The sequence below is a fragment of the Cereibacter changlensis JA139 genome (genome assembly GCF_003034985.1).
Classification (GTDB): Bacteria; Pseudomonadota; Alphaproteobacteria; order Rhodobacterales; family Rhodobacteraceae; genus Cereibacter; species Cereibacter changlensis.
Genome location: NZ_PZKG01000039.1, coordinates 13,287 through 32,603, shown reverse-complemented (window position 1 = coordinate 32,603; position 19,317 = coordinate 13,287). Strand labels below are relative to the sequence as shown.

Sequence of the window (19,317 nt, the reverse complement as noted above, 5' to 3'; positions counted from 1 at the left end):
GGGTCGGGCGGGGCGGGGGCGAGATCCTCGATACCTCCGCCTTGGCGGGCATCTCGCTTTATGAGCCGGGCGCGTTGACGTTGGTCGCCGGGGCGGGGACCTCGCTTAGCCTTGTCGAGACCACCATCGCGGGGCAGGGGCAGCGTTGCCCTTCGAGGTTCCGGACATGCGCGGGCTGCTGGGCCGCGAGGGGCGCTCGACGCTGGGCGGGGTGGTGGCGGCCAATGCCTCGGGCCCGCGCCGGGTGCAGGCCGGGGCCTGCCGCGACAGCCTGATCGGGATGCGCTTCGTCACCGGCGAGGGGGTTGTGGTGAAGAACGGCGGGCGGGTGATGAAGAACGTCACCGGCTATGATCTGGTCAAGCTGATGGCCGGCAGCCACGGCACGCTGGGGGTGCTGAGCGAGGTGGCTTTCAAGCTTCTGCCGGTGCCCGAGGCCGAGGCGACGCTGGCGCTGGAGGGCCTGTCGCACAGTCGCGCGGTGGAGGCGATGGCGGCGGCCCTCGGCTCGCCCTTCGACGTGACCGGCGCGGCGCATTGGCCGGGGCGCGGCACCTATCTCCGGCTCGAGGGCTTCTCGGCCTCGGTGGACTATCGCGCCGAGAGGCTGGCGGCGCTGCTCGCGCCCTTCGGCGCGGTGGCGCCTGTCGCCTCGCCCTGGGCGGCGATCCGCGACGTGAAGCCGTTCCACGGCAGGGCGGGCGATGTCTGGCGGCTGTCGGTGAAGCCCTCGGATGCGCCGGGGCTGGTGGCGCTGATGGCGGCGGAGGTGCTGCTCGACTGGGGCGGCGGGCTGATCTGGGCGCTGGTGGAGGAGGGGGCCGACCTGCGCGCCCGGCTGCCCGGGCTGAAGGGCCATGCAACGCTGGTCCGCGCCAGCGCCGAGACGCGCCGCCGCCTTCCGACCTTCCAGCCGCAGCCCGCCCCGCTGGCTGCGCTTTCCGCCGGGCTTCGGGCGAAGTTCGACCCGCGCGGCATTCTCAATCCCGGCCTGATGGCCTGAACGGCGAGGCCGCGATGCAGACCACCTTCACCCCCGAACAGCTGCAGGACCCGGGCATCGCCCGGTCGAACGAGATCCTGCGCGCCTGCGTGCATTGCGGCTTCTGCACGGCGACCTGCCCGACCTATCAGGTTCTGGGCGACGAGCTCGACAGTCCGCGCGGGCGGATCTACCTGATCAAGGACATGCTGGAGGCCGGGCGGCCCGCCGATGCCAAGACGGTCAAGCACATCGACCGCTGTCTCGGCTGCCTCGCCTGCATGACCACCTGCCCCTCGGGCGTGCATTACGCGCATCTGCTCGACCATGCCCGCGACCATATCGAGAAGACCTACAAGCGCCCCTTGCCGGAGCGGGTGCTGCGCTGGGTCATTGCCCAGCTTCTGCCCTATCCCAGCCGCTTCCGCTGGGCGCTGAAGGCGGCGCAGCTCGGGCGGCCCTTCGCCCGGCTGATGCCCGACGCGCGGCTGAAGGCGATGCTGCAGCTGGCGCCGCACCACATCCCGAAGCCGAGCCCGAACGACGCGCCGCAGGTGTTTGCCGCGACGGGGAAGAAGAAGCTGCGGGTGGCGCTGCTGACCGGCTGCGCGCAGCGGGCGCTGGATACCGACATCAACGATGCGACGATCCGGCTGCTCCGGCGCTTCGGCTGCGAGGTGGTGATCCCGGAGGACATGGGCTGCTGCGGGGCGCTGACGCATCACATGGGCCGGGCCGAGCAGAGCCACGGGCTCGCCGCGCGCAACATCCGCGGCTGGATCGCCGAGAAGCGGGCGGGCGGGCTCGACGCCATCGTCATCAACACCAGCGGCTGCGGCACCACGGTGAAGGATTACGGCCATATCTTCCGCAACGATCCGCTGGCGGCAGAGGCTGCCGAGGTCTCGGCCATGGCGCTCGATGTGACCGAACTCTTGGAGCGGCTCGACCTGCCGGAGGGCGCGCAGAAGGGCATCCGCGTCGCCTACCATTCGGCCTGCTCGCTGCAGCATGGCCAGAAGATCCGCACCACGCCGAAGGATCTGCTGAAACGCGCGGGCTTCACCGTGGTGGAGCCGGCTGACCCGCATCTCTGCTGCGGCTCGGCGGGGACCTACAACCTGTTGCACCCCGAGATCTCGGGCGAGCTGAAGCAGCGCAAGGTCGAGACGCTGGAGGCGAAGCGGCCCGATGTCATCTCGGCAGGAAATATCGGCTGCATCATGCAGATCGGCTCTGGCACCGGCGTGCCGGTCGTGCATACGGTGGAGCTTCTGGACTGGGCGACGGGCGGGCCGAAGCCGCACCGGCTGGATGTGGGCAACGACGGGGCCTGACCGCCACTGCTCCGCGCGACACCTACGGAGACCGCATGCGCCTGATCCCCGCCGTCCTGCTGTCGCTGCTGCTGGCCGCCGCCGCGACGGCCGACGAGAGCCCGCTGCGCAGCCTGCAGACTAGCGACGACAGCCGCGGCTGGAACGCGGTGGGCAAGATCCTCCTGGGCCGCAAGGGCTTCTGCACCGGCACGCTGATCGGGCCGCAGCGGGTGCTGACCGCGGCGCATTGTCTTTACGACAAGGACAGCGGCCTGCGCATCGAGCCCTCCCAGATCCAGTTCCTCGCCGGCTGGCGCAACGGCCGGGCCGAGGCCTATCGCCAGGTGCGCCGCGCCGTGCCGCATCCGCAATACAGCTTCGGCGGGCTGGAGCAGATCGAGCGGGTGGAGTTCGACATCGCCGTGCTGGAGCTGGACCAGCCGATCCGTCAGCCCTCGATCCTGCCCTTCGCCACCGGCCTGCGGCCCGAGACCGGCGACGAGGTCGGCGTTGTCTCCTATGCGCAGGACCGCTCCGAGGTTCCCGCGCTGCAGGAGGTCTGCCATGTGCTGGGCCGGCAGCCCGCGGTGCTGGTGCTGTCCTGCAACGTCGATTTCGGCTCCAGCGGCGCGCCGATCTTCTCGATGCAGGGCGGGGTGGCGCAGGTGGTCTCGGTCGTCTCGGCGAAGGCCGATGTCGAGGGTCGCAAGGTGGCGCTGGGTACGGCGCTGCAGGAACCCCTGGCCGAGGTGCTGGCCGAGCTGGAGGCCGCCGAGCCCGCGCGCCACGCCGTGCCGACGGTGCGGATCCTGTCGGGCGGGACCGGCGGCGGGGCGAAATTCATCCGGCCCGGGACGCCCTGAGCGGGTCTTGACAGGCCGGAAGCGGCTTCCCAAATCTTCCGGACCGGATGCCATGATGGGTCCGGCAGCCAGAATGTCCGGCCCGATGAGGGCGGGCAGACCAGCATCGCTTCTTGGAGGATGACCATGCGCAGCTATGACTTCGCACCGCTTTACCGCGCCACCGTCGGCTTCGACCGGATCGCCGACCTGATAGATCGCGCGCTGACCACTGACGTCGCCCAGCCGACCTACCCGCCCTACAACATCGAGAAGACCGCCGAGAATGCCTATCGCATCTCGATCGCGGTGGCGGGCTTCACCCCCGACGAGCTTGCCGTCGAGGTGAAGGACGGCGCGCTGCATGTCGGCGCCCGCAAGACCGCCGACGAATCCGACCGCACCTACCTGCATCGCGGCATCGCCACCCGCGCCTTCGAGCGCCGCTTCGCCCTGGCCGACCACGTCCGCGTGACGGGGGCCTCGCATGAGCATGGCATGCTGCACATCGACCTCGTGCGCGAGACGCCCGAAGCGCTGAAGCCGCGCCGGATCGAGATTGCCTCGGGTTCGCCCGCGCCCAAGGCCATCGACGCGGTGCAGACGCCGGTCGAGGCCTGATCGCTTCACGATATCCGACAGGGGGCGCGCCGCAGGGCGCGCCCTCTTCCGTTGCAGCTCCGCCGCACATGCAAAAGGGCGGCAGCCTGCGCCGCCGCCCCCTCACTGAAACCCTGCCCGGTCAGATCGACAGGCAGATGTATTTCAGCTCGAGATAATCCTCGATCCCGTGATGCGAGCCTTCGCGGCCGAGGCCCGACTGCTTCACCCCGCCGAAAGGCGCGACCTCGGTCGAGATGATGCCGGTGTTCACGCCGACGATGCCGTATTCCAGCTGCTCCTGCACCCGGGTGATGCGGCCGATGTCGCGGGCGTAGAAATAGCTCGCCAGACCGAAGATCGTGTCATTGGCATAGCCGATCGCCTCTTCCTCGGTGTCGAACTTGAACAGCGGAGCGAGCGGGCCGAAGGTCTCCTCGGTGGAAACCTTCATGTCCTGCGTGACGCCGGTGACGATGGTGGGCTCGAAGAACGAGCCGCCGAGGCTGTGGCGCTTGCCGCCGGTCACCACATGGCCACCCTTGGCCAGCACGTCGGCGATGTGATCCTCGACCTTGGCCACGGCCTTCTCGGTGATCAGCGGCCCGGTGTCGGTGCCCTGGGTCAGCCCGTCGCCGACCTTCAGCTTGGCCACCGCGGCGCCCAGCTTTTCGGCGAAGGCGTCATAGACGCCGGCCTGCACGTAGATCCGGTTGGCGCAGACGCAGGTCTGGCCGTTGTTGCGGAACTTCGAGGCCATGGCCCCGGCGACGGCGGCATCGAGATCGGCGTCGTCGAAGACGATGAAGGGCGCATTGCCGCCCAGCTCCATCGAGCATTTCATCACCTGATCGGCGGCCTGGCGCAGCAGGATGCGCCCCACCTCGGTCGAGCCGGTGAAGGTCAACTTGCGCACGGTCGGGTTCTCGCAGAATTCCTTGCCGATGTCGGAGGATTTCATCGAGGTCACCACCGAGAAGATGCCCTTGGGCAGGCCCGCGCGCTCGGCCAGCACCGCCATCGCCAGCGCCGAGAGCGGGGTTTCCGCCGCGGGCCGGGCGACGAAGCCGCAGCCTGCCGCCAGCGCCGGGCCGCATTTGCGGGTGATCATCGCGTTGGGGAAGTTCCAGGGCGTGATCGAGCCGACGACGCCGATCGGCTGCTTCAGCACGGTGATGCGCTTGTCGGGCATGTGGCCCGGGATCGTCTCGCCATAGATGCGCTTGGCCTCTTCGGCGAACCATTCGATGAAGGAGGCGCCATAGGCGATCTCGCCCTTGGCCTCGGCCAGCGGCTTGCCCATCTCGGCGGTGAGGATGGCGGCCAGATCCTCCTGATTGGCCATCATCAGGTTGAACCAGGCGCGCAGGATGTTGGCGCGCTCCTTGGCAGTGCGCACCGACCAGTCCTTCATCGCCACCTCGGCGGCGGCGATGGCGCGCGCGGTCTCGGCCCGGCCCAGATCGGGAACGGTGCAGATCACGTCGCCCCGGGCGGGGTTTCGCACCTCGAAGGTGCTGCCGTTATCGGCGGCAATCCACTCGCCGGCGACATAGGCGCGGGTTTCGAGCAGCGACGGATCCTTCAGCAGGGAACGCAGATCGGTGACGGAATCGAGCATTTGGACCTCGTGCGGGTTCGGGGTTCGGTTTGCACCGGCGGGGTCGCCGTGCCATCTGATCACCATGGAAAGCATGGCGGGGGGGCGGATGTCCAGTTCAAGCGAGGAAAATCAGCGGGTCGTGATGGACCGGGCCTATGCGAACGGCGAATTCATCCCCGGGGCGGAGGCCTATTTCCCGCGCTGGGAGGCGAGGGCGGCGGCTTTCCGCGCAAATCTCGGCTCCCGCGCCCGGCTGGATCTGGCCTATGGCCCCGGCGCCCGACAGCGCTTCGACCTGTTCCTGCCGGAGGGCAGGCCGCAGGGCCTCGCGCTGTTCTTTCACGGCGGCTACTGGATGGCGGGCGACCGCAGCCTCTGGTCGCATCTCGCCGCAGGGCCGCTGGCGCGCGGCTGGGCCGTGGCGCTGCCGTCCTACACCCTGGCCCCCGAGGCCCGGATCGCCGAGATGACTGCCGAAGCCGACCGCGCCCTGGCCGCGGCCGCGGCGCTGGTCGAGGGGCCCATCGCGGTCACCGGCCATTCGGCGGGCGGCCATCTCGCGGCGCGGCTCGCCTGCGCCGAGGCGCCGCTGCCGGCGGAACTCGCCGCCCGGCTCCGCCACGTGGTCCCGATCTCGCCGCTGGCCGACCTGCGCCCGCTGCGCCTCACCGCGATGAACGACACGCTGCGGCTCGACGCTGCCGAGGCCGAGGCGGAAAGCCCGGCCCTGCTGCCGCGCCGCCCCGGCTGCGCCGTGACGGTCCACGTCGGCCAGCAGGAGCGCCCCGCCTTCCTCTGGCAGGCCCGGCTCCTGTCGGAAGAGTGGGACTGCCCCTGGCAGGTCGCCCCCGGCCGACACCATTTCGACGTGATCGACGAACTCGAGGAGCCCGACTCTCCCCTCACCACCGCCCTGCTCGGACCCTGACCGCGAGGCGACTGTCACCCCCTCACCGATCGCAGACTCCAAGCCCCCCATTTTCTGTCCGAAAATATCCTCGGGGGTGCGGGGGCAGACAGCCCCCGCCGAAATTTCGCAGAAATTTCGCGCCTCAGCCGGTCGAGTGCATCCGCTCGATATAGGCGCGCATCTCCTCCGCCTCGTGGCGGGCGTCGCGCAGGCCTTCCATGGCGGCGCGCAGCTCGGCCTCGGTCTGGGCGATCTGGGTTGCCAGCTCGCCCTCGCGCTGCTCGAGGTAGATCACCGCCTGGTCGCGGGCCTCCTCGGCCTCGTGCAGCGATTGCGCCAGCCGGTCGACCTCGCCCATCTCGCCGCCGGCAATGCGGGTGAAGCGGTGGACCAGCCAGCAGGCGAACCAGCCGAGGCCGAAGGCGACAAACAGGATGATCGCCGTGGTGATGATGAATTCTTCGCGGTTCATGGCGTTCGTCGCTCTCTGGTCTCAGCCCGCGTCCGGGCGGCGCTTGGGACGGAGTGTCATTTCTGTCGGCGCGACGGAAGGGCCATCCTCCGCGGCGGACCCAACTTCGGCAGCCTCCTCTTCGCCAGCCCCGTCTCCGGATCCTTCGTCGGTGGCCTCTGCCGTCCCGGCCTCACCCCCGGAGGCCGCGGCCTCGTCGGCCACCGTTTCCGCCGCAGCCTCACCGCTCGCGGTTTCCGCCGAAGCCGAAGCCGCCGCCTCCGCCTCGGCCATCGCCTGACCCGGAGTCGTCACCGGCGCCGGTTCGGCCGGGGGCAGGTCCTTCAGCACGAAGTCGATGCGGCGGTTGGCCTCGCGGCCCTCCTCGCTGCCGTTGTCGGCGATCGGATTGGCCTCGCCATAGCCGACCGCGGTCAGCCCGCCGATCTTCACCCGGCGGCCCTGCAGCGCCAGCACCACCGCCTCGGCCCGGGCCTGGCTCAGCGCCTGGTTGCCGCCCTCGCTGCCCTGGCTGTCGGTGTGGCCGGCGATCTCCATCTTCAGGTCGGGGCATTCGCGGAACACCTCGGCCAGCGCATCCAGCGTGCCGCGCACCGAGGCGTCGATCTCGGCGGAGCCGGGGGTGAAGATGATCTTCTGCTTGGCCACCACCGCGTTGATCCGGGCGGCGCATTCCTGCGGTGTGGGCAGGGCGGCGGTCGGGTCGAGCTTCTCGTCATAGCGCACCGAGACCTTGTAGGTCTGGCCCTGGCCCAGCTTGTCGGCCAGCACCTGCGAGATCCTTCCGCTGGCCTGGCGCGAGCCGGTGACGCCCGTCACCTCCACCGTGTCGGCCCGCACGGTCAGCGCGCCGGAGTTCAGCTGCGCCAGCGATTCGAGCCCGGCAAGCACCCGCTTCGGCCAGCCGTCCGGCAGTTCCGGGTCGAGCCGCGTGGCGGTATAGACCTTGGACGCGCCGAACTGGGCGCGGGCAAAGCTGTCGACCGCGGCGCGCAGCATCTCGTCGGTCAGCCGGCCGCGCAGCTGCACCTGGCCCTGGCTCGAGAGCGAGGCGGTGAACTCGGCCGGGCCCTGCGGCGTGGCGCTGGGTTTCGGCGGCAGCGTGGCCGAAAGCGAGAAGACCTTGGGCAGCGCCGCCTCCAGCTCGCCCACCACCCGGTCGAAATCGGCCTGCGGCGTCTCGGGCGAGCCGAGCAGGGTGATGTCGGCGTCGGAGAAGGTGACCGAGCCGGCCTTCAGCTCTGCCAGCCCCTTGATCGCCGCCTCGGTCGCCTCGGCCCAGCGGGGCGAGGGCACTCCGAGCCCGACGGTGCAGGTGACATCCTCGCCCGAAGCGCCGGCCGCGCGGCCGGCGGCGATGATCCGGTCGCGGGCGCGGGTGGTGTCGGCCGAACAGGCGTCGAAGCGCGGGCCGTCCTCGTCGATGACGAAGCGCAGGGTGAAGGGGGTCAGCACCGGGCGCGGCGCCGAGATGTTCATGTTCACCTGCAACCCCTGCGGCGCCAGCCGCTTCAGCTGGCCCTCCAGCTTCTGCTTCTCCGCCTCGCTGTCCGAGATCGCTGTGATCGCCACCCTTTCGGCCGAGACCGAGATCTTGGAGCGCGGCAGGATCTTCAGCGCGGCGAGACCGAAGTCCAGCGCGGCGTCCCAGCCTTCGGGGGCGGGGAAATCGGCGGTCTCCAGCATGTCGGCGACGTTCAGCCCGCGCCCGAGCCCGGCGGCGGCCTCGGCCAGCTCCTCCTCGTCGTCGCGGCGCTGCGGCAGCAGGCCGATCAGCGAAATCCCGTCATCGTTGCGCAGCATCTCGACCGAGAAGCGCGGCGCCTCGATGGCCCGCACAGGGGTGACCTCCAGCGCGTCGCGGATCCGGGCCGAATCGACGAGGCTGCCGGTGACATTCACCGCGCGGAAGCGGGCGGCCTCGTTCGGGGCGGTGCCGGTGAGCCAGACCTGCAGCCCGTCGGCCTCGACCTTGGCGAAGGTCAGCCCGGCGGTCAGCAGGCCGGAATGCACGATGGCGCTGCTGCGCTTCTCGATCACCGTCGCCGCCCAGCCGGCGCCCAGAACCGAGATCAGGCCGGCGCCGATGAAGACGACGGGGACAACGGCGAGGCGGGGAAGACGCATGGCAGAAACGGCTTTCATTGACAGGCTTGGTCCGTGCTTAGGGGTTCGGGGCCCCTGGGGCAATCAGACCAGGGCGGCAACGGCAAGAAACAGCGCAGGGATCAGCCCGGCGTCGCGGTTGCTGCGGAACAGCTGCAGGCAGCGTGCCGGGTCTTCGGTATCGAGCCGGGCCAGCTGCCAGGCCATGTGCCAGCCGATGCCCCAGACCCCCGCCAGCGCCAGCAGCAGCTGCACCAGCGGCGCGTCGGCAGGCAGGGCCAGCACCACGGCGAGCGTCATCAGCAGCACGGTGGCGGCGAGGAAGCCGCGCAGCCAGGGCCGGGTGTTGCTGCCGAACAGCCGCGCGGTGGATTTCACCCCGATCAGCGCGTCGTCGTCCTTGTCCTGATGGGCATAGATCGTGTCGTAGAACAGCGTCCAGGTGATGCCCGCCGCATAGAGCCAGACTGGGGCCCAGCCGAGGCTGCCGGCATGCGCGGCCCAGGCCAAGAGCGCGCCCCAGTTGAAGGCGAGGCCGAGGAAGACCTGCGGCCACCAGGTGAAGCGCTTGGCGAAGGGGTAGAGGCAGACCAGGGCCAGCGAGGCGATCCCGAGGCCGATGGCTAGGGCGTTGAAGCTGAACAGGATCAGCGCCGCGATCAGCGCCTGCACCACCATCCAGACCGCGGCCTGTTTCGCCGTGACCTGCCCCGAGGGGATCGGGCGCGAGCGGGTGCGGGCGACGGCGGCGTCGAACTCGCGGTCGGTGATGTCGTTCCAGGTGCAGCCCGCGCCGCGCATCAGGAAGGCGCCGATGGCGCAGCCGAGCACGATCCAGAGATCCAAGGGCCGGAAGCCCGCCGGGTCGGCATTGGCGGCCAGCGCCACGCCCCAGAAGCAAGGCAGCAGCAGGAGCCAGGTGCCGATCGGGCGGTCGGCGCGCGACAGGCGCAGGAAGGGGCGCGTCGCGGCGGGGGCAAGCGTGTCGACCCAGTTGCCGGGCGGCGCGTCGGAGACGGTTCCTGTCGCATGCGGCGGCAGGGCAGCCTCTGGCGTTTGCGGCGGCTGGTGCATAAGTTGCCCCTCATGGCGGATGCAAAGATCAGATTGTTTCTAGAGCAGCCCCTCGGCGCGGGGCAACCCGTTCCGCTGACGCAGGAACAGGCCCATTACCTGTTCGGAGTCATGCGGCTTGGCAAGGGGGCTGGCGTTCTTGTGTTCAACGGGCGCGACGGCGAATGGCGCGCCGAGGTGGCCGAGGCGGGCAAGCGCGGCGGTCTTCTGGTCTGCGCCGAGCAGACCGCGCCCTTGCGGGTGCCGCCCGATCTCTGGCTGATGTTCGCGCCGATTAAGAAGGCGCGCACCGATTTCATCGTCGAGAAGGCGGCCGAGATGGGGGTGCGACGCATCCTGCCGGTGCAGACCCGTTTCACCAATTCCGAACGCATCCGGCAGGACCGGCTGCAGGCCCATGCCGTCGAGGCGGCCGAGCAATGCGGCGGCACCTTCGTGCCCGAGGTCTGCGACCTGGTGGCGCTGGACCGGCTTCTGGCCGACTGGCCGGCCGAGCGGCGGATCATGTGGTGCGACGAGAACATGCTGGGGGCGCGGGCGGGGCTGCTGGCGGGCGCGGGCGAGACCGAGCCGCGCGGCTTCGAGGAAGCGCCGAAGTCGCCCTCGCCGGGGCCTTGGGCGGTGCTGATCGGGCCGGAGGGCGGCTTTGCCGAGGCCGAACAGGCGCGACTCCGGCGGATGGAACAGGTGGTGCCGGTCTCGCTTGGCCCGCGCATCCTGCGGGCGGATACGGCGGCGGTCGCCGCGCTGACGCTGTGGCAGTCGGTGCTGGGAGACTGGGTGTGACCCTGCGCCCGGCCGAGACCGGGGACGAGACGGCGCTGGTGGATTTCCTGACCCGGCACGAGGCGGGGTCGATGTTTCCGCTGACCCAGCTGGCGGCGGAGGGCATAGGCGCGCGGCTGTCGGTCTGGCTGCGCGAGCGGGAGGGCGCCGTCTGCGGCGCGCTGATGCTGACGGCCAATGACATCCTGCTGCCGCAGGCCCCCGGCTTCGACTGGACCGGGGTGCGCGGGCTGCTGGCCGGGCGGCGCGTCGCCTCGCTGGTCGGCCCCGACGGTCAGGCGCTACGGCTGCGCGAGGCCTTGGGCCTGCCCGAGCCGCGGCATATCGGCGAGGAGCCGGGCTTTACGCTGGATCTGGCGGAGCTCGTTCTGCCGGAGGCCGAGGGCTTCACGCTGGTCCCGCTGGACGAGAGCTGGCGGCAGACGGCGCTGGTCTGGCGCACCGGCTATCTGGGCGAAATCTTCGGCATGCCGCCCGAGGAGGCGATGGTGCGCGCGGGCGAGGATCTGGCGCGCTACATCGCCCGATCGTCGCACCGCATGCTGCTGCGGCAAGGCGCGCCGGTGGCGATGACCGGCTTCAACGCCATCCTGCCCGAGGTGGTGCAGGTCGGCGGCGTTTACACCCCGCCCGGCACGCGCGGGCAGGGGCTGGCGCGGCGCGCGGTGGCGCTGCATCTGGCCGAGGTGCGGGCGCGCGGGGTGAAGCGGGGGGTGCTGTTCGCCGCCAATGCCGCGGCGGCCCGCGCCTATCGCGCCATCGGCTTCCAGCCCGGCGGCACCATGGGCGTGGTGGAATTCGCCGCGCCCGAGGTCATCGCATGAGCCTCCTGCGCCCCGAGGCGAAGGCGGCGCTGCACCGCTGGCGCGAGGTCATCGCGGCGGGGGCAGCGGCGCTGGCCGGGCTCTGGCTGATCCGGCTGGGTGGCTGGTTCCTGATCCCGCTGGGCGTGCTGGTGATCGGGCTCTGCGCCGTCTGGGCCGTCATGGCCTGGCGGCGGATGCAATTCGCGCAGGAGGTGCAGGCGCCGGGCGTCGTCGAGGTCGACGAGGGCCAGGTCGGCTACATGGGCCCGACCCTCGGCGGCTATGTCGCGCTGGAGGAGTTGCAGGAGCTGCGGCTGCTGACGCTGCACGGCCAGCGGATGTGGCGGCTGAAGCAGTCCGACGGCCAGCTCCTGCTGATCCCGGTGGCGGCGCAGGGGGCCGAGCGGCTGTTCGACGCCTTCGGCGCGCTGCCGGGTATGGACACCCAGGCGCTGGTGGCGGCGCTGGCCCTGCCAAAGGGCGCCAGCGCGGCGCGCGGTCTCAGCCTTTCGTCTGAGACCGGCCAGATCGGCCCGGTGATCTGGCGGCGGCCGCTGCGGGCGGTCTTGACTTGAGCCCGCCGAAGCGACAGGTCTGTCCTCCGTAAATCGAAAGTCAGGCCGGAGCGCTCATGTCCATTCCTCAGTCAGGCGGCGGCCCGATCGAATCCCCGGATCAACTCGCCGAATACATGGCCTCCGGCGCCAAGCCGAAGGCCGATTGGCGCATCGGCACCGAGCACGAGAAGTTCGGTTACACCGCCGACCTGCTGCCGCTGCCCTACGAGGGCGCCTGCAGCATCCGCGCCATGCTGGAGGGCCTGCGCGACGGCTACGGCTGGACCCCGGTCGAGGAGCAGGGAAAGATCATCGGCCTGACCCGCGACGGGGCCAATGTCTCGCTGGAGCCGGGCGGGCAGTTCGAGCTGTCGGGCGCCGCCGTCGAGACCATCCACGACACGGCGGCGGAGCTCGACACCCATCTGCGCGAGGTGGCCGATGTCGCCGGGCGGATCGGCGCGCGCTTCATGGGCGTCGGCGCCGCGCCGATCTGGACCCATGACCAGATGCCGGTGATGCCGAAGGGCCGCTACCGGCTGATGACCGACTACATGGGCCGCGTCGGCACGCATGGCACGCAGATGATGTATCGCACCTGCACCGTGCAGGTGAACCTCGACTATGCGTCGGAAGCCGACATGGTGCAGAAGCTGCGCGTGGCGCTGGCGCTGCAGCCGGTGGCGACGGCGCTTCTGGCCTCCTCGCCCTTTTTCGAGGGCAAGCCGAACGGTCACAAGTCCTGGCGCTCGCGGATCTGGCGCGATCTGGACGCCTCGCGCACCGGGATGCTGCCCTTCGCCTTCGAGGAGGGCATGGGCTTCCAGCGCTATGTCGACTGGGTTCTCGATGTGCCGATGTATTTCGTCTACCGCGACGGCCATTACATCGACGCGCTGGGGCAGTCGTTCCGCGACTTCCTCAAGGGCGAGCTGCCGGCGCTGCCGGGCGAGAGGCCGACGCTGTCGGACTGGGCCGACCACATGACCACGGTCTTCCCCGAGGCGCGGGTGAAGAAATACATCGAGATGCGCGGCGCCGACGCCGGGCCGAAGGACCGGCTGAACGCGCTGCCGGCGCTCTGGGTCGGGCTGATGTACGATCAGCCGGCGCTGGACGCGGCTTGGGATCTGGCGAAGGGCTGGACGGCTGAAACCCGCGAGGCGCTGCGCGTCGCGGCCTCGGTCGACGGGCTGCAGGCCGAGGCGGGCGGCGTGAAGATGCTGGACCTCGCGCGCGAGGTGGTGGCCATCGCGCAGGCCGGGCTCAAGGCGCGCGGTCACGGTGAGGAAGGTTTCCTTGACGTGCTGGCAGAAAGTGCGGCCTCCGGCCGGGTGCTGGCCGACGATCTGCTGGCGCGCTACGCGGGCGAGTGGCAGGGCGATCTGACCCGGATCTATGGTGAGATGAGCTACTGAGCTTGTGACATCGGGTCGCGGAGGCGCGGCCCGATTTCCTGCCAAGCTGGCGCTCCCTCACTGTGGAGTAGCAAGTTGCGTGATTTCCTGATTTCTTCCCTGAGCAGCCTCGTGATGCTGATCGTCTTCCTGATGATGATCGACACCGTGGCCGGCGCGCTGGTCGCGCTGAACGATGCGCGCGGCCCCTTCCCGGGGCTCTCGGCGCTCGTCATCCTGACCAGCGGGTTCATCGCCACCGTGGTCTTCGGCGGCGCGGTCTTCCTGCAGATCGGCATCTACGAGAACACCAAGCGCATGGCCGAGGCGCTGGAGAAGCAGGCGCTCTGACTCGGATCGCCGCGAACGCGGCCTTGTGTCGGGTGCTGGCGGAAGATTTGCTGGCGCGCCACGCGGGCGACTGGCTGGCTATCTGGCTACCTTGAAAGTCGGGTCCGGCTCACCGGGTCAGCCGCTGCGGCGGCTCCTCGGGGTCGAGCGGGTCGGGCCCGTAGCGGTTGCGGCGCGGCTCGCTCTCGGTGGTGAACCACCAGAGCAGCAGCACCCAGCCCAGCACCGGCACGACCGCGATCCACAACCAGCGGCCGTCCTTGCCGAGATCGTGCAGCCTGCGGATCGCCGCGCTGATCGTGGCGGGCAGCAGAGCCGCGCCGAGCAGCAGGCTGAGCAGGCCGGGCGGCCCGAGCAAGGGCTCGGCAGTCATAGCCGTTTCGATAAGATGCGCCAGAAGCAGCGCCAGCGCTGCAAAAAGCACGAACCACCAGAGTTCCGCGCGTCTGGCGCGGCCGCATATGCGGAAAGACCGTAGCAGGCAACGCCCGACGGCTGTCAGCAAGTCCATGACCAATATCCCTATAGTCCCCGGGCGGACAATGGGAGCAGACTGAGCCCTAGGTCAATCGGTCAGATCATTCTCATTATGATTTTTTTCCGATCCGCGGTTCCGTCCCGTTTTTCAACCGCAGGATGTTGGATTTGTGACGGATAAAGATCAGAATCGAAAGAACTGCCGCCAAGGCGAGCATCTGCCCCGCCCCGAACAGCGGCATCCAGACGAGCGACGAGGCCGCCGCCACCAGCGCCGCCAGCGAGGAGATTCGCCCCACCGCCGCCGTCAGCGCCCAGGTGGCGCAGCAGGCGAGCCCCACCGGCCAGGCGAGCGCCAGCAGCGTGCCGAGGAAGGTCGCCACCCCCTTGCCGCCCTTGAACCCCAGCCAGACCGGGAACAGATGCCCGAGGAACGAGGTCAGCGCCGCCAGCTGCGCCGCATCCTCGCCCACCGTGTAGCGCGCGATCAGGACGGCGATGCCGCCCTTGGCCGCGTCGAGGATCAGCGTCGCCGCCGCCGCGCCCTTGTTGCCGGTGCGCAGCACGTTGGTCGCGCCGATGTTACCCGAGCCGATGCTGCGCAGGTCGCCCAGACCCAGCGCGCGGGTGATGACGATGCCGAAGGGGATCGAGCCGAGCAGATAGCTCAGCGCGGCCACGAGGATCAGCGCCAGCGCGCCGCTTTCGATCACCGGCATCGTTACTCTCCCGCCCTGAAAACCTGCTGGCCGCCGACGAAGGTGGCCAGAACCCGGCCCTCCATCCGCTGCCCGTCGAAAGGTGTATTCTTCGATTTTGACCGCAGCGTGAACCGGTCGAGCAGGAAGGGCGCGTCGGGGTCGAAGAGCACCAGATCGGCGGGCGCGCCCTCGGCCATGCGGCCCTGCGGCAGGCCGAGCCGCTTCGCCGGGTTCAGCGACATGGCGCGGAACAGCGTCGGCAGGTCCATCGCCCCGGCGTGATAGAGCCGCATCGCCGCCGGCAGGAAGGTCTCCAGCGCCACGGCGCCGCTGGCCGCCTCCTCGAAGGGCAGGCGCTTGCTTTCTTCGTCCTGCGGCGTGTGCATCGAGCTGATGATGTCGATCAGCCCCGAAGCCACCGCCTCGACCATCGCCAGCCGGTCATCCTCGGAGCGCAGCGGCGGCGTCACCTTGAAGAAGGTGCGGTAGTCGCCCACGTCCAGCTCGTTCAGCGTCAGGTGGTGGATGCTGACCCCCGCCGTGACGTCGAGCCCGTTGCGCTTGGCCTGCTCCAGCGCGGGCAGGGTGCGGGCCGAGGTGATCTGGTCGGCGTGGTAGCGCACGCCGGTCATCTCGACGAGCGCCATGTCGCGGTCGAAGCCCATGCGCTCGGCCATGGGATGCACGCCGGGCAGGCCGCGCAGCGAGGCGAACTTGCCGTTGGTGACGGCCGCCCCCGCCGAAAGCCCGGGGTCCTGCGGATGGCCGATCACCAGCGCGCCGAGGCTGCGGGCATAGGTGAAGCAGCGCGAGGCGACCTTGGTGGAGGTCACGACATTGTCGCAATCGGTGAAGGCCACCGCGCCCGCGTCGAGCATGAAGCCCACCTCGACCATCTCGCGCCCCTCGCGGCCCTTCGTAAGGGCGGCCATGTGGCGGATGCGGACCGGCGAGACCTCGGCGGCGCGGCGGGTGACGAATTCCAGCAGTTCGGGCGTGTCGATGGCGGGCGTGGTGTCGGGCCGCGTGACCATGGTGGTGACGCCGCCCGCCGCCGCGGCAAGACCGGCGGAGCGGAACGACTCCTTGTGGCGCTCGCCCGGCTCGCAGACCTTCACGCCGATATCGACGATGCCGGGGGCGAGGCATTTGCCGTCGCAGTCGATCACCTCGGCACCGGCGGGCGCCGAGGCCTGCCCGATGGCCGCGATCACCCCGCCGTCGAGGATGACGTTGCCGACGGTCTCGGTCCCCGCCTCGGGGTCGATGATGCGGGCGTTCTGCAGGTAGAGGGTCATGCCATCACTCCCACCGCCGCCCGGCCGCGTTCGGCGCGCAGGTTCCGCGCCAGAAGGTCCATGCAGGCCATGCGGACGGCGACGCCCATCTCCACCTGTTCCTGGATGACCGAGCGGTTGATGTCGTCGGCCAGCGTCCCGTCGATCTCGACCCCGCGGTTCATCGGGCCGGGGTGCATCACGATGGCGTCGGGCTTGGCATAGGCCAGCTTCTCCGCGTCGAGCCCGTAGCGGTGGTAGTATTCGCGTTCGGAGGGGATGAAGGCGCCGTCCATCCGTTCTTTCTGGAGCCGCAGCATCATCACCACATCGGCTCCTTCCAGTCCCTCGCGCATGTCGTCGTAGACCTCGCAGCCGAAGTCGGCGACGCCGGTCGGCATCAGCGTCGGCGGGCCGATCAGCCGCACGCGGTTCTCCATCTTGCCGAGCAGGATGAGGTTGGAGCGGGCGACGCGGGAATGGGCGATATCGCCGCAGATCGCCACTGTCAGCCGCTGGATGCGGCCCTTGGCGCGGCGGATGGTCAGCGCATCGAGAAGCGCCTGCGTCGGATGCTCGTGCCGCCCGTCGCCCGCGTTCAGCACGGCGCAGTTCACCTTCTCGGCCAGAAGGTTGACCGCGCCCGAGGAGGGGTGCCGCACCACGAGGAGGTCGGGCTGCATCGCGTTCAGCGTCATCGCGGTGTCGATCAGGGTCTCGCCCTTCTTCACCGAGGACTGGGCCACCGACATGTTCATCACATCGGCCCCGAGCCGCTTGCCCGCCAGTTCGAAACTGGCCTGGGTGCGGGTGGAGGCTTCGAAGAACATGTTGATCTGCGTCATCCCCGCCAGCGCATCCGACTGTTTCATCGTGCGGCGGTTCACGTCGACATAGCTGTCGGCGAGGTCGAGAACGCGTCTTATCTCGTCGGGGGCCAGATGCTCGATGCCGAGTAGGTGGCGGGCGCGGAAGGTCATGGGCATCTCCGTCGAGGCTCGGGAGGCTTATAGGAAGCGCCGCCGCGCGGGGCAAGGCGGTTGCCCGCCCTGCGGGGGAGCCTTAGGGTCGGGCTGCGCCGACTCGGGCGCCTGCGGGGACCGATGGACAGGCTCGATATCGACAGGCTGGATCACGACACGGCAGCGGCGATGCTGCTGTGGCAGGTCGATCTCGGCGTGACCGAGGCGCTGCTCGACGCGCCGCTGAACCGCTACGACCTGGCCGAGCCGGTGCGGGCGCCGGCGGCCCCCGCGGCGCGGGTGACGGCAGAGGTGCTGCCGATGGCGGCGCCCGACCCGGTCGCGGAGGCGCGGGCGCTGGCCGACGCGGCGGAGGATCTCGAGGCGCTGCGGGCGGCGATGACGGCCTACGAGCATTGCGAGTTGAAGCGGGGGGCGCGGAATACGGTGTTTTCCGACGGCCATCCGGCGGCGCGGGTCATGGTCATCGGCGAGGCGCCGGGGCGGGACGAGGATACCGAGGGGCGGCCCTTCGTCGGCCGCGCGGGGCAGCTTCTCGACCGGATGCTGGCGGCGATCGGTCTGGGACGCGAAAGCCCGGACCCGGCGCAGGCGGTCTATATCACCAATGTCATGCCCTGGCGCCCGCCGCAGAACCGCGACCCCCTGCCGGAGGAGATCGGCATGATGCGGCCCTTCCTCGAGCGGCATGTGGCGCTGGTGGACCCGGAGGTGCTGGTGGTGATGGGCAATGCCGCGGCGCAGGCGGTGCTGGGGCGCGGCGGCATCACGAGGATGCGCGGGCGCTGGGGCGAGGCCTGGGGGCGGCCGGTGCTGCCGATGTGCCACCCGGCCTACCTGCTGCGCAACCCCGAGAACAAGCGCGACGCCTGGGCCGACCTCCTGTCGCTGAAGGCGCGGCTCACGTGATCGTCGATCCGGTGGTTCTGCTGGCCTTCGTGCCCGCGGCGCTGGCGCTGAACCTGACGCCGGGGGCGGACATGATGTTCTGCCTCGGGCAGGGGCTGAAGGCCGGGCCGCGCGCGGCGCTGGCCGCGGATGCCGGGATCGCGGCGGGCGGGATGGTCCATGTCACGCTGGCGGGGCTGGGGCTCGGCGCGGCGGTGGCGGCGGCGCCTTGGCTGTTCGAGGCGATCCGCTGGGTCGGGGTGGGGTATCTTCTGTGGCTGGCCTGGGCGACGCTGCGGGCGGGGCCGGGGGTGGAGTTGCCCGAGGTGAGACCGGCGCGGGCGTTCCGCGAGGGGCTGGTGGTGAACCTGACCAATCCGAAGGTGATCCTCTTCGTGCTGGCCTTCGTGCCGCAGTTCGTCGACCCGGCCCGTCCGGTGCTGCCGCAGTTCCTCGTCTTCGGGCTGATCCTGTCGGTCGGCGGGCTGGTGGTGAACGGGCTGGTGGGGGTATTCGCCGGCGGGATCGGGCGGCGGCTGGTCGGCTCGCCGGAGTTCGGGCGCTGGCTGGGGCGGGCCTCGGCGGCGATCTTCGTCGGGCTGGCGGCGCGGCTGGCGCTGATGCAGAGGGGGTGAGGGATGGGGAAGATCGACGAGACCAAGGAGTTCGTGCCGGTCAGGATCGCGGTGCTGACCGTTTCGGATACGCGGACGCTGGCGGAGGACCGGTCGGGCGACACGCTGGTGGAGCGGCTGACCGGGGCGGGGCACCTGCTGGCGGCGCGGGAGATCGTGCAGGATGATCGGGCCGAGATTGCCGCGAAACTGCGGGCGTGGTGCGCCGATCCGGGGGTGGATGTGATCCTGTCGACCGGGGGCACCGGGCTGACCGGGCGGGATGTGACCGTGGAGGCGCATCGGGATGTCTATGAGAAGGAGATCGAGGCCTTCGGCACGGTCTTCACCATGGTCTCGATGCAGAAGATCGGCACCTCGGCGGTGCAGAGCCGGGCGACGGGCGGGGTGGCGATGGGGACCTATCTGTTCGCCCTGCCGGGCAGTCCGGGGGCCTGCCGGGATGCCTGGGACGAGATTCTGGTCTGGCAGCTGGATTACCGGCACCGGCCCTGCAACTTCGTCGAGATCATGCCAAGGCTGGACGAGCATCTGCGGCGGAAGTGACGGGT

The 19,317-nt window shown here is 70.2% G+C and carries 20 protein-coding genes and 1 pseudogene; 13 read left to right on the top strand and 8 right to left on the bottom strand.

Translation table 11 applies throughout. The annotated features are described in order from the left end of the window. The 4 genes and pseudogenes from C5F48_RS10640 to C5F48_RS10625 form a co-directional block, all read left to right on the top strand. Positions 1 to 1,003: pseudogene (locus C5F48_RS10640) on the top strand (FAD-binding protein); the annotation flags it as partial. A 14-nt stretch (positions 1,004 to 1,017) separates the two neighbouring features. Continuing rightward, positions 1,018 to 2,319, top strand: a complete 1,302-nt coding sequence (glcF, locus tag C5F48_RS10635) for a glycolate oxidase subunit GlcF (protein WP_107663887.1) — start codon at positions 1,018 to 1,020, stop codon at positions 2,317 to 2,319. Positions 2,320 to 2,354: 35 nt separating this feature from the next. Further along, positions 2,355 to 3,164 carry a trypsin-like serine peptidase gene (locus C5F48_RS10630; RefSeq protein WP_107663886.1) on the top strand — a complete coding sequence of 270 codons (810 nt, stop codon included), beginning with the start codon at positions 2,355 to 2,357 and terminating at the stop codon, positions 3,162 to 3,164. Between the two features lie 126 nt (positions 3,165 to 3,290). After that, a complete protein-coding gene (locus C5F48_RS10625; protein WP_107663885.1) occupies positions 3,291 to 3,764 on the top strand; it encodes an Hsp20 family protein in 474 nt (157 codons plus the stop codon). A 121-nt stretch (positions 3,765 to 3,885) separates the two neighbouring features. On the opposite strand, the gene C5F48_RS10620 is transcribed toward C5F48_RS10625, so the two are convergent. After that, on the bottom strand, positions 3,886 to 5,364 hold the full coding sequence (locus C5F48_RS10620; RefSeq protein ID WP_107663884.1) for an NAD-dependent succinate-semialdehyde dehydrogenase: 1,479 nt from the start codon (positions 5,362 to 5,364) through the stop codon (positions 3,886 to 3,888). An 88-nt stretch (positions 5,365 to 5,452) separates the two neighbouring features. Here C5F48_RS10620 and C5F48_RS10615 point away from each other — a divergent pair, with 88 nt between their 5' ends. After that, a complete protein-coding gene (locus C5F48_RS10615; protein WP_181247691.1) occupies positions 5,453 to 6,274 on the top strand; it encodes a hormone-sensitive lipase in 822 nt (273 codons plus the stop codon). Positions 6,275 to 6,398: 124 nt separating this feature from the next. Here C5F48_RS10615 and C5F48_RS10610 read toward each other — a convergent pair whose 3' ends face one another. From C5F48_RS10610 to ubiA, 3 genes are all read right to left on the bottom strand, one after another. Further along, a complete protein-coding gene (locus tag C5F48_RS10610) occupies positions 6,399 to 6,728 on the bottom strand; it encodes a hypothetical protein (protein ID WP_107663882.1) in 330 nt (109 codons plus the stop codon). A gap of 21 nt (positions 6,729 to 6,749) precedes the next feature. After that, entirely contained in the window at positions 6,750 to 8,855 is a 2,106-nt protein-coding gene (locus tag C5F48_RS10605) for an OmpA family protein (RefSeq protein ID WP_107663881.1), read from the bottom strand. Between the two features lie 63 nt (positions 8,856 to 8,918). Further along, positions 8,919 to 9,908 carry a 4-hydroxybenzoate octaprenyltransferase gene (gene ubiA / locus C5F48_RS10600; RefSeq protein ID WP_107663880.1) on the bottom strand — a complete coding sequence of 330 codons (990 nt, stop codon included), beginning with the start codon at positions 9,906 to 9,908 and terminating at the stop codon, positions 8,919 to 8,921. 12 nt (positions 9,909 to 9,920) lie between these two features. Here ubiA and C5F48_RS10595 point away from each other — a divergent pair, with 12 nt between their 5' ends. From C5F48_RS10595 to C5F48_RS10575, 5 genes are all read left to right on the top strand, one after another. Further along, complete coding sequence (locus tag C5F48_RS10595; RefSeq protein ID WP_107663879.1) at positions 9,921 to 10,694, top strand: 16S rRNA (uracil(1498)-N(3))-methyltransferase; 774 nt, start codon at positions 9,921 to 9,923, stop codon at positions 10,692 to 10,694. Beyond that, on the top strand, positions 10,691 to 11,518 hold the full coding sequence (locus C5F48_RS10590) for a GNAT family N-acetyltransferase (RefSeq protein ID WP_107663878.1): 828 nt from the start codon (positions 10,691 to 10,693) through the stop codon (positions 11,516 to 11,518). The genes C5F48_RS10595 and C5F48_RS10590 overlap by 4 nt, the downstream gene beginning before the upstream one ends. Further along, on the top strand, positions 11,515 to 12,075 hold the full coding sequence (locus C5F48_RS10585) for a hypothetical protein (RefSeq protein WP_107663877.1): 561 nt from the start codon (positions 11,515 to 11,517) through the stop codon (positions 12,073 to 12,075). Before C5F48_RS10590 ends, C5F48_RS10585 begins: the two co-directional genes overlap by 4 nt. A gap of 56 nt (positions 12,076 to 12,131) precedes the next feature. Continuing rightward, positions 12,132 to 13,475: a glutamate--cysteine ligase gene (locus C5F48_RS10580; protein WP_107663876.1), complete on the top strand. Its 1,344-nt coding sequence runs from the start codon at positions 12,132 to 12,134 to the stop codon at positions 13,473 to 13,475. Between the two features lie 75 nt (positions 13,476 to 13,550). Beyond that, a complete protein-coding gene (locus C5F48_RS10575; protein ID WP_181247690.1) occupies positions 13,551 to 13,805 on the top strand; it encodes a hypothetical protein in 255 nt (84 codons plus the stop codon). A gap of 109 nt (positions 13,806 to 13,914) precedes the next feature. On the opposite strand, the gene C5F48_RS10570 is transcribed toward C5F48_RS10575, so the two are convergent. The 4 genes from C5F48_RS10570 to C5F48_RS10555 all read right to left on the bottom strand — a co-directional run bounded on the left by C5F48_RS10570 (position 13,915) and on the right by C5F48_RS10555 (position 17,240). Then, positions 13,915 to 14,316, bottom strand: a complete 402-nt coding sequence (locus tag C5F48_RS10570; protein WP_107663874.1) for a DUF805 domain-containing protein — start codon at positions 14,314 to 14,316, stop codon at positions 13,915 to 13,917. A gap of 76 nt (positions 14,317 to 14,392) precedes the next feature. Next, the gene (gene plsY / locus C5F48_RS10565) at positions 14,393 to 15,001 is read right to left on the bottom strand and encodes a glycerol-3-phosphate 1-O-acyltransferase PlsY (RefSeq protein WP_107663873.1); all 609 of its coding nucleotides are present in this window, start codon (positions 14,999 to 15,001) and stop codon (positions 14,393 to 14,395) included. Between the two features lie 2 nt (positions 15,002 to 15,003). Next, positions 15,004 to 16,281 carry a dihydroorotase gene (gene pyrC, locus C5F48_RS10560; protein WP_107663872.1) on the bottom strand — a complete coding sequence of 426 codons (1,278 nt, stop codon included), beginning with the start codon at positions 16,279 to 16,281 and terminating at the stop codon, positions 15,004 to 15,006. Further along, entirely contained in the window at positions 16,278 to 17,240 is a 963-nt protein-coding gene (locus C5F48_RS10555) for an aspartate carbamoyltransferase catalytic subunit (protein ID WP_107663871.1), read from the bottom strand. The genes pyrC and C5F48_RS10555 overlap by 4 nt, the downstream gene beginning before the upstream one ends. Before the next feature lie 138 nt (positions 17,241 to 17,378). On the opposite strand from C5F48_RS10555, the gene C5F48_RS10550 reads away from it, so the two are divergent. Genes C5F48_RS10550 through moaB form a run of 3 tightly spaced genes read left to right on the top strand, consistent with a single transcriptional unit; the run spans position 17,379 to position 19,312 of the window. Next, a complete protein-coding gene (locus tag C5F48_RS10550; RefSeq protein ID WP_107663890.1) occupies positions 17,379 to 18,152 on the top strand; it encodes a uracil-DNA glycosylase in 774 nt (257 codons plus the stop codon). Further along, a complete protein-coding gene (locus C5F48_RS10545; RefSeq protein ID WP_170139663.1) occupies positions 18,152 to 18,766 on the top strand; it encodes a LysE family translocator in 615 nt (204 codons plus the stop codon). The genes C5F48_RS10550 and C5F48_RS10545 overlap by 1 nt, the downstream gene beginning before the upstream one ends. A 3-nt stretch (positions 18,767 to 18,769) precedes the next feature. Then, positions 18,770 to 19,312, top strand: a complete 543-nt coding sequence (gene moaB / locus C5F48_RS10540) for a molybdenum cofactor biosynthesis protein B (protein WP_107663869.1) — start codon at positions 18,770 to 18,772, stop codon at positions 19,310 to 19,312. Positions 19,313 to 19,317 lie beyond the last annotated feature (5 nt).

Coding starts and splice junctions, on each gene's coding strand:
- pyrC (WP_107663872.1), bottom strand. CDS start 16,281: ATGACCCTCTACCTGCAGAACGCCCGCATCATCGACCCCGAGGCGGGG.
- ubiA (WP_107663880.1), bottom strand. CDS start 9,908: ATGCACCAGCCGCCGCAAACGCCAGAGGCTGCCCTGCCGCCGCATGCG.
- C5F48_RS10580 (WP_107663876.1), top strand. CDS start 12,132: ATGTCCATTCCTCAGTCAGGCGGCGGCCCGATCGAATCCCCGGATCAA.
- plsY (WP_107663873.1), bottom strand. CDS start 15,001: ATGCCGGTGATCGAAAGCGGCGCGCTGGCGCTGATCCTCGTGGCCGCG.
- C5F48_RS10595 (WP_107663879.1), top strand. CDS start 9,921: ATGGCGGATGCAAAGATCAGATTGTTTCTAGAGCAGCCCCTCGGCGCG.
- C5F48_RS10555 (WP_107663871.1), bottom strand. CDS start 17,240: ATGACCTTCCGCGCCCGCCACCTACTCGGCATCGAGCATCTGGCCCCC.
- C5F48_RS10610 (WP_107663882.1), bottom strand. CDS start 6,728: ATGAACCGCGAAGAATTCATCATCACCACGGCGATCATCCTGTTTGTC.
- C5F48_RS10630 (WP_107663886.1), top strand. CDS start 2,355: ATGCGCCTGATCCCCGCCGTCCTGCTGTCGCTGCTGCTGGCCGCCGCC.
- glcF (WP_107663887.1), top strand. CDS start 1,018: ATGCAGACCACCTTCACCCCCGAACAGCTGCAGGACCCGGGCATCGCC.
- C5F48_RS10620 (WP_107663884.1), bottom strand. CDS start 5,364: ATGCTCGATTCCGTCACCGATCTGCGTTCCCTGCTGAAGGATCCGTCG.
- C5F48_RS10585 (WP_107663877.1), top strand. CDS start 11,515: ATGAGCCTCCTGCGCCCCGAGGCGAAGGCGGCGCTGCACCGCTGGCGC.
- moaB (WP_107663869.1), top strand. CDS start 18,770: ATGGGGAAGATCGACGAGACCAAGGAGTTCGTGCCGGTCAGGATCGCG.
- C5F48_RS10570 (WP_107663874.1), bottom strand. CDS start 14,316: ATGGACTTGCTGACAGCCGTCGGGCGTTGCCTGCTACGGTCTTTCCGC.
- C5F48_RS10625 (WP_107663885.1), top strand. CDS start 3,291: ATGCGCAGCTATGACTTCGCACCGCTTTACCGCGCCACCGTCGGCTTC.
- C5F48_RS10615 (WP_181247691.1), top strand. CDS start 5,453: ATGTCCAGTTCAAGCGAGGAAAATCAGCGGGTCGTGATGGACCGGGCC.
- C5F48_RS10605 (WP_107663881.1), bottom strand. CDS start 8,855: ATGCGTCTTCCCCGCCTCGCCGTTGTCCCCGTCGTCTTCATCGGCGCC.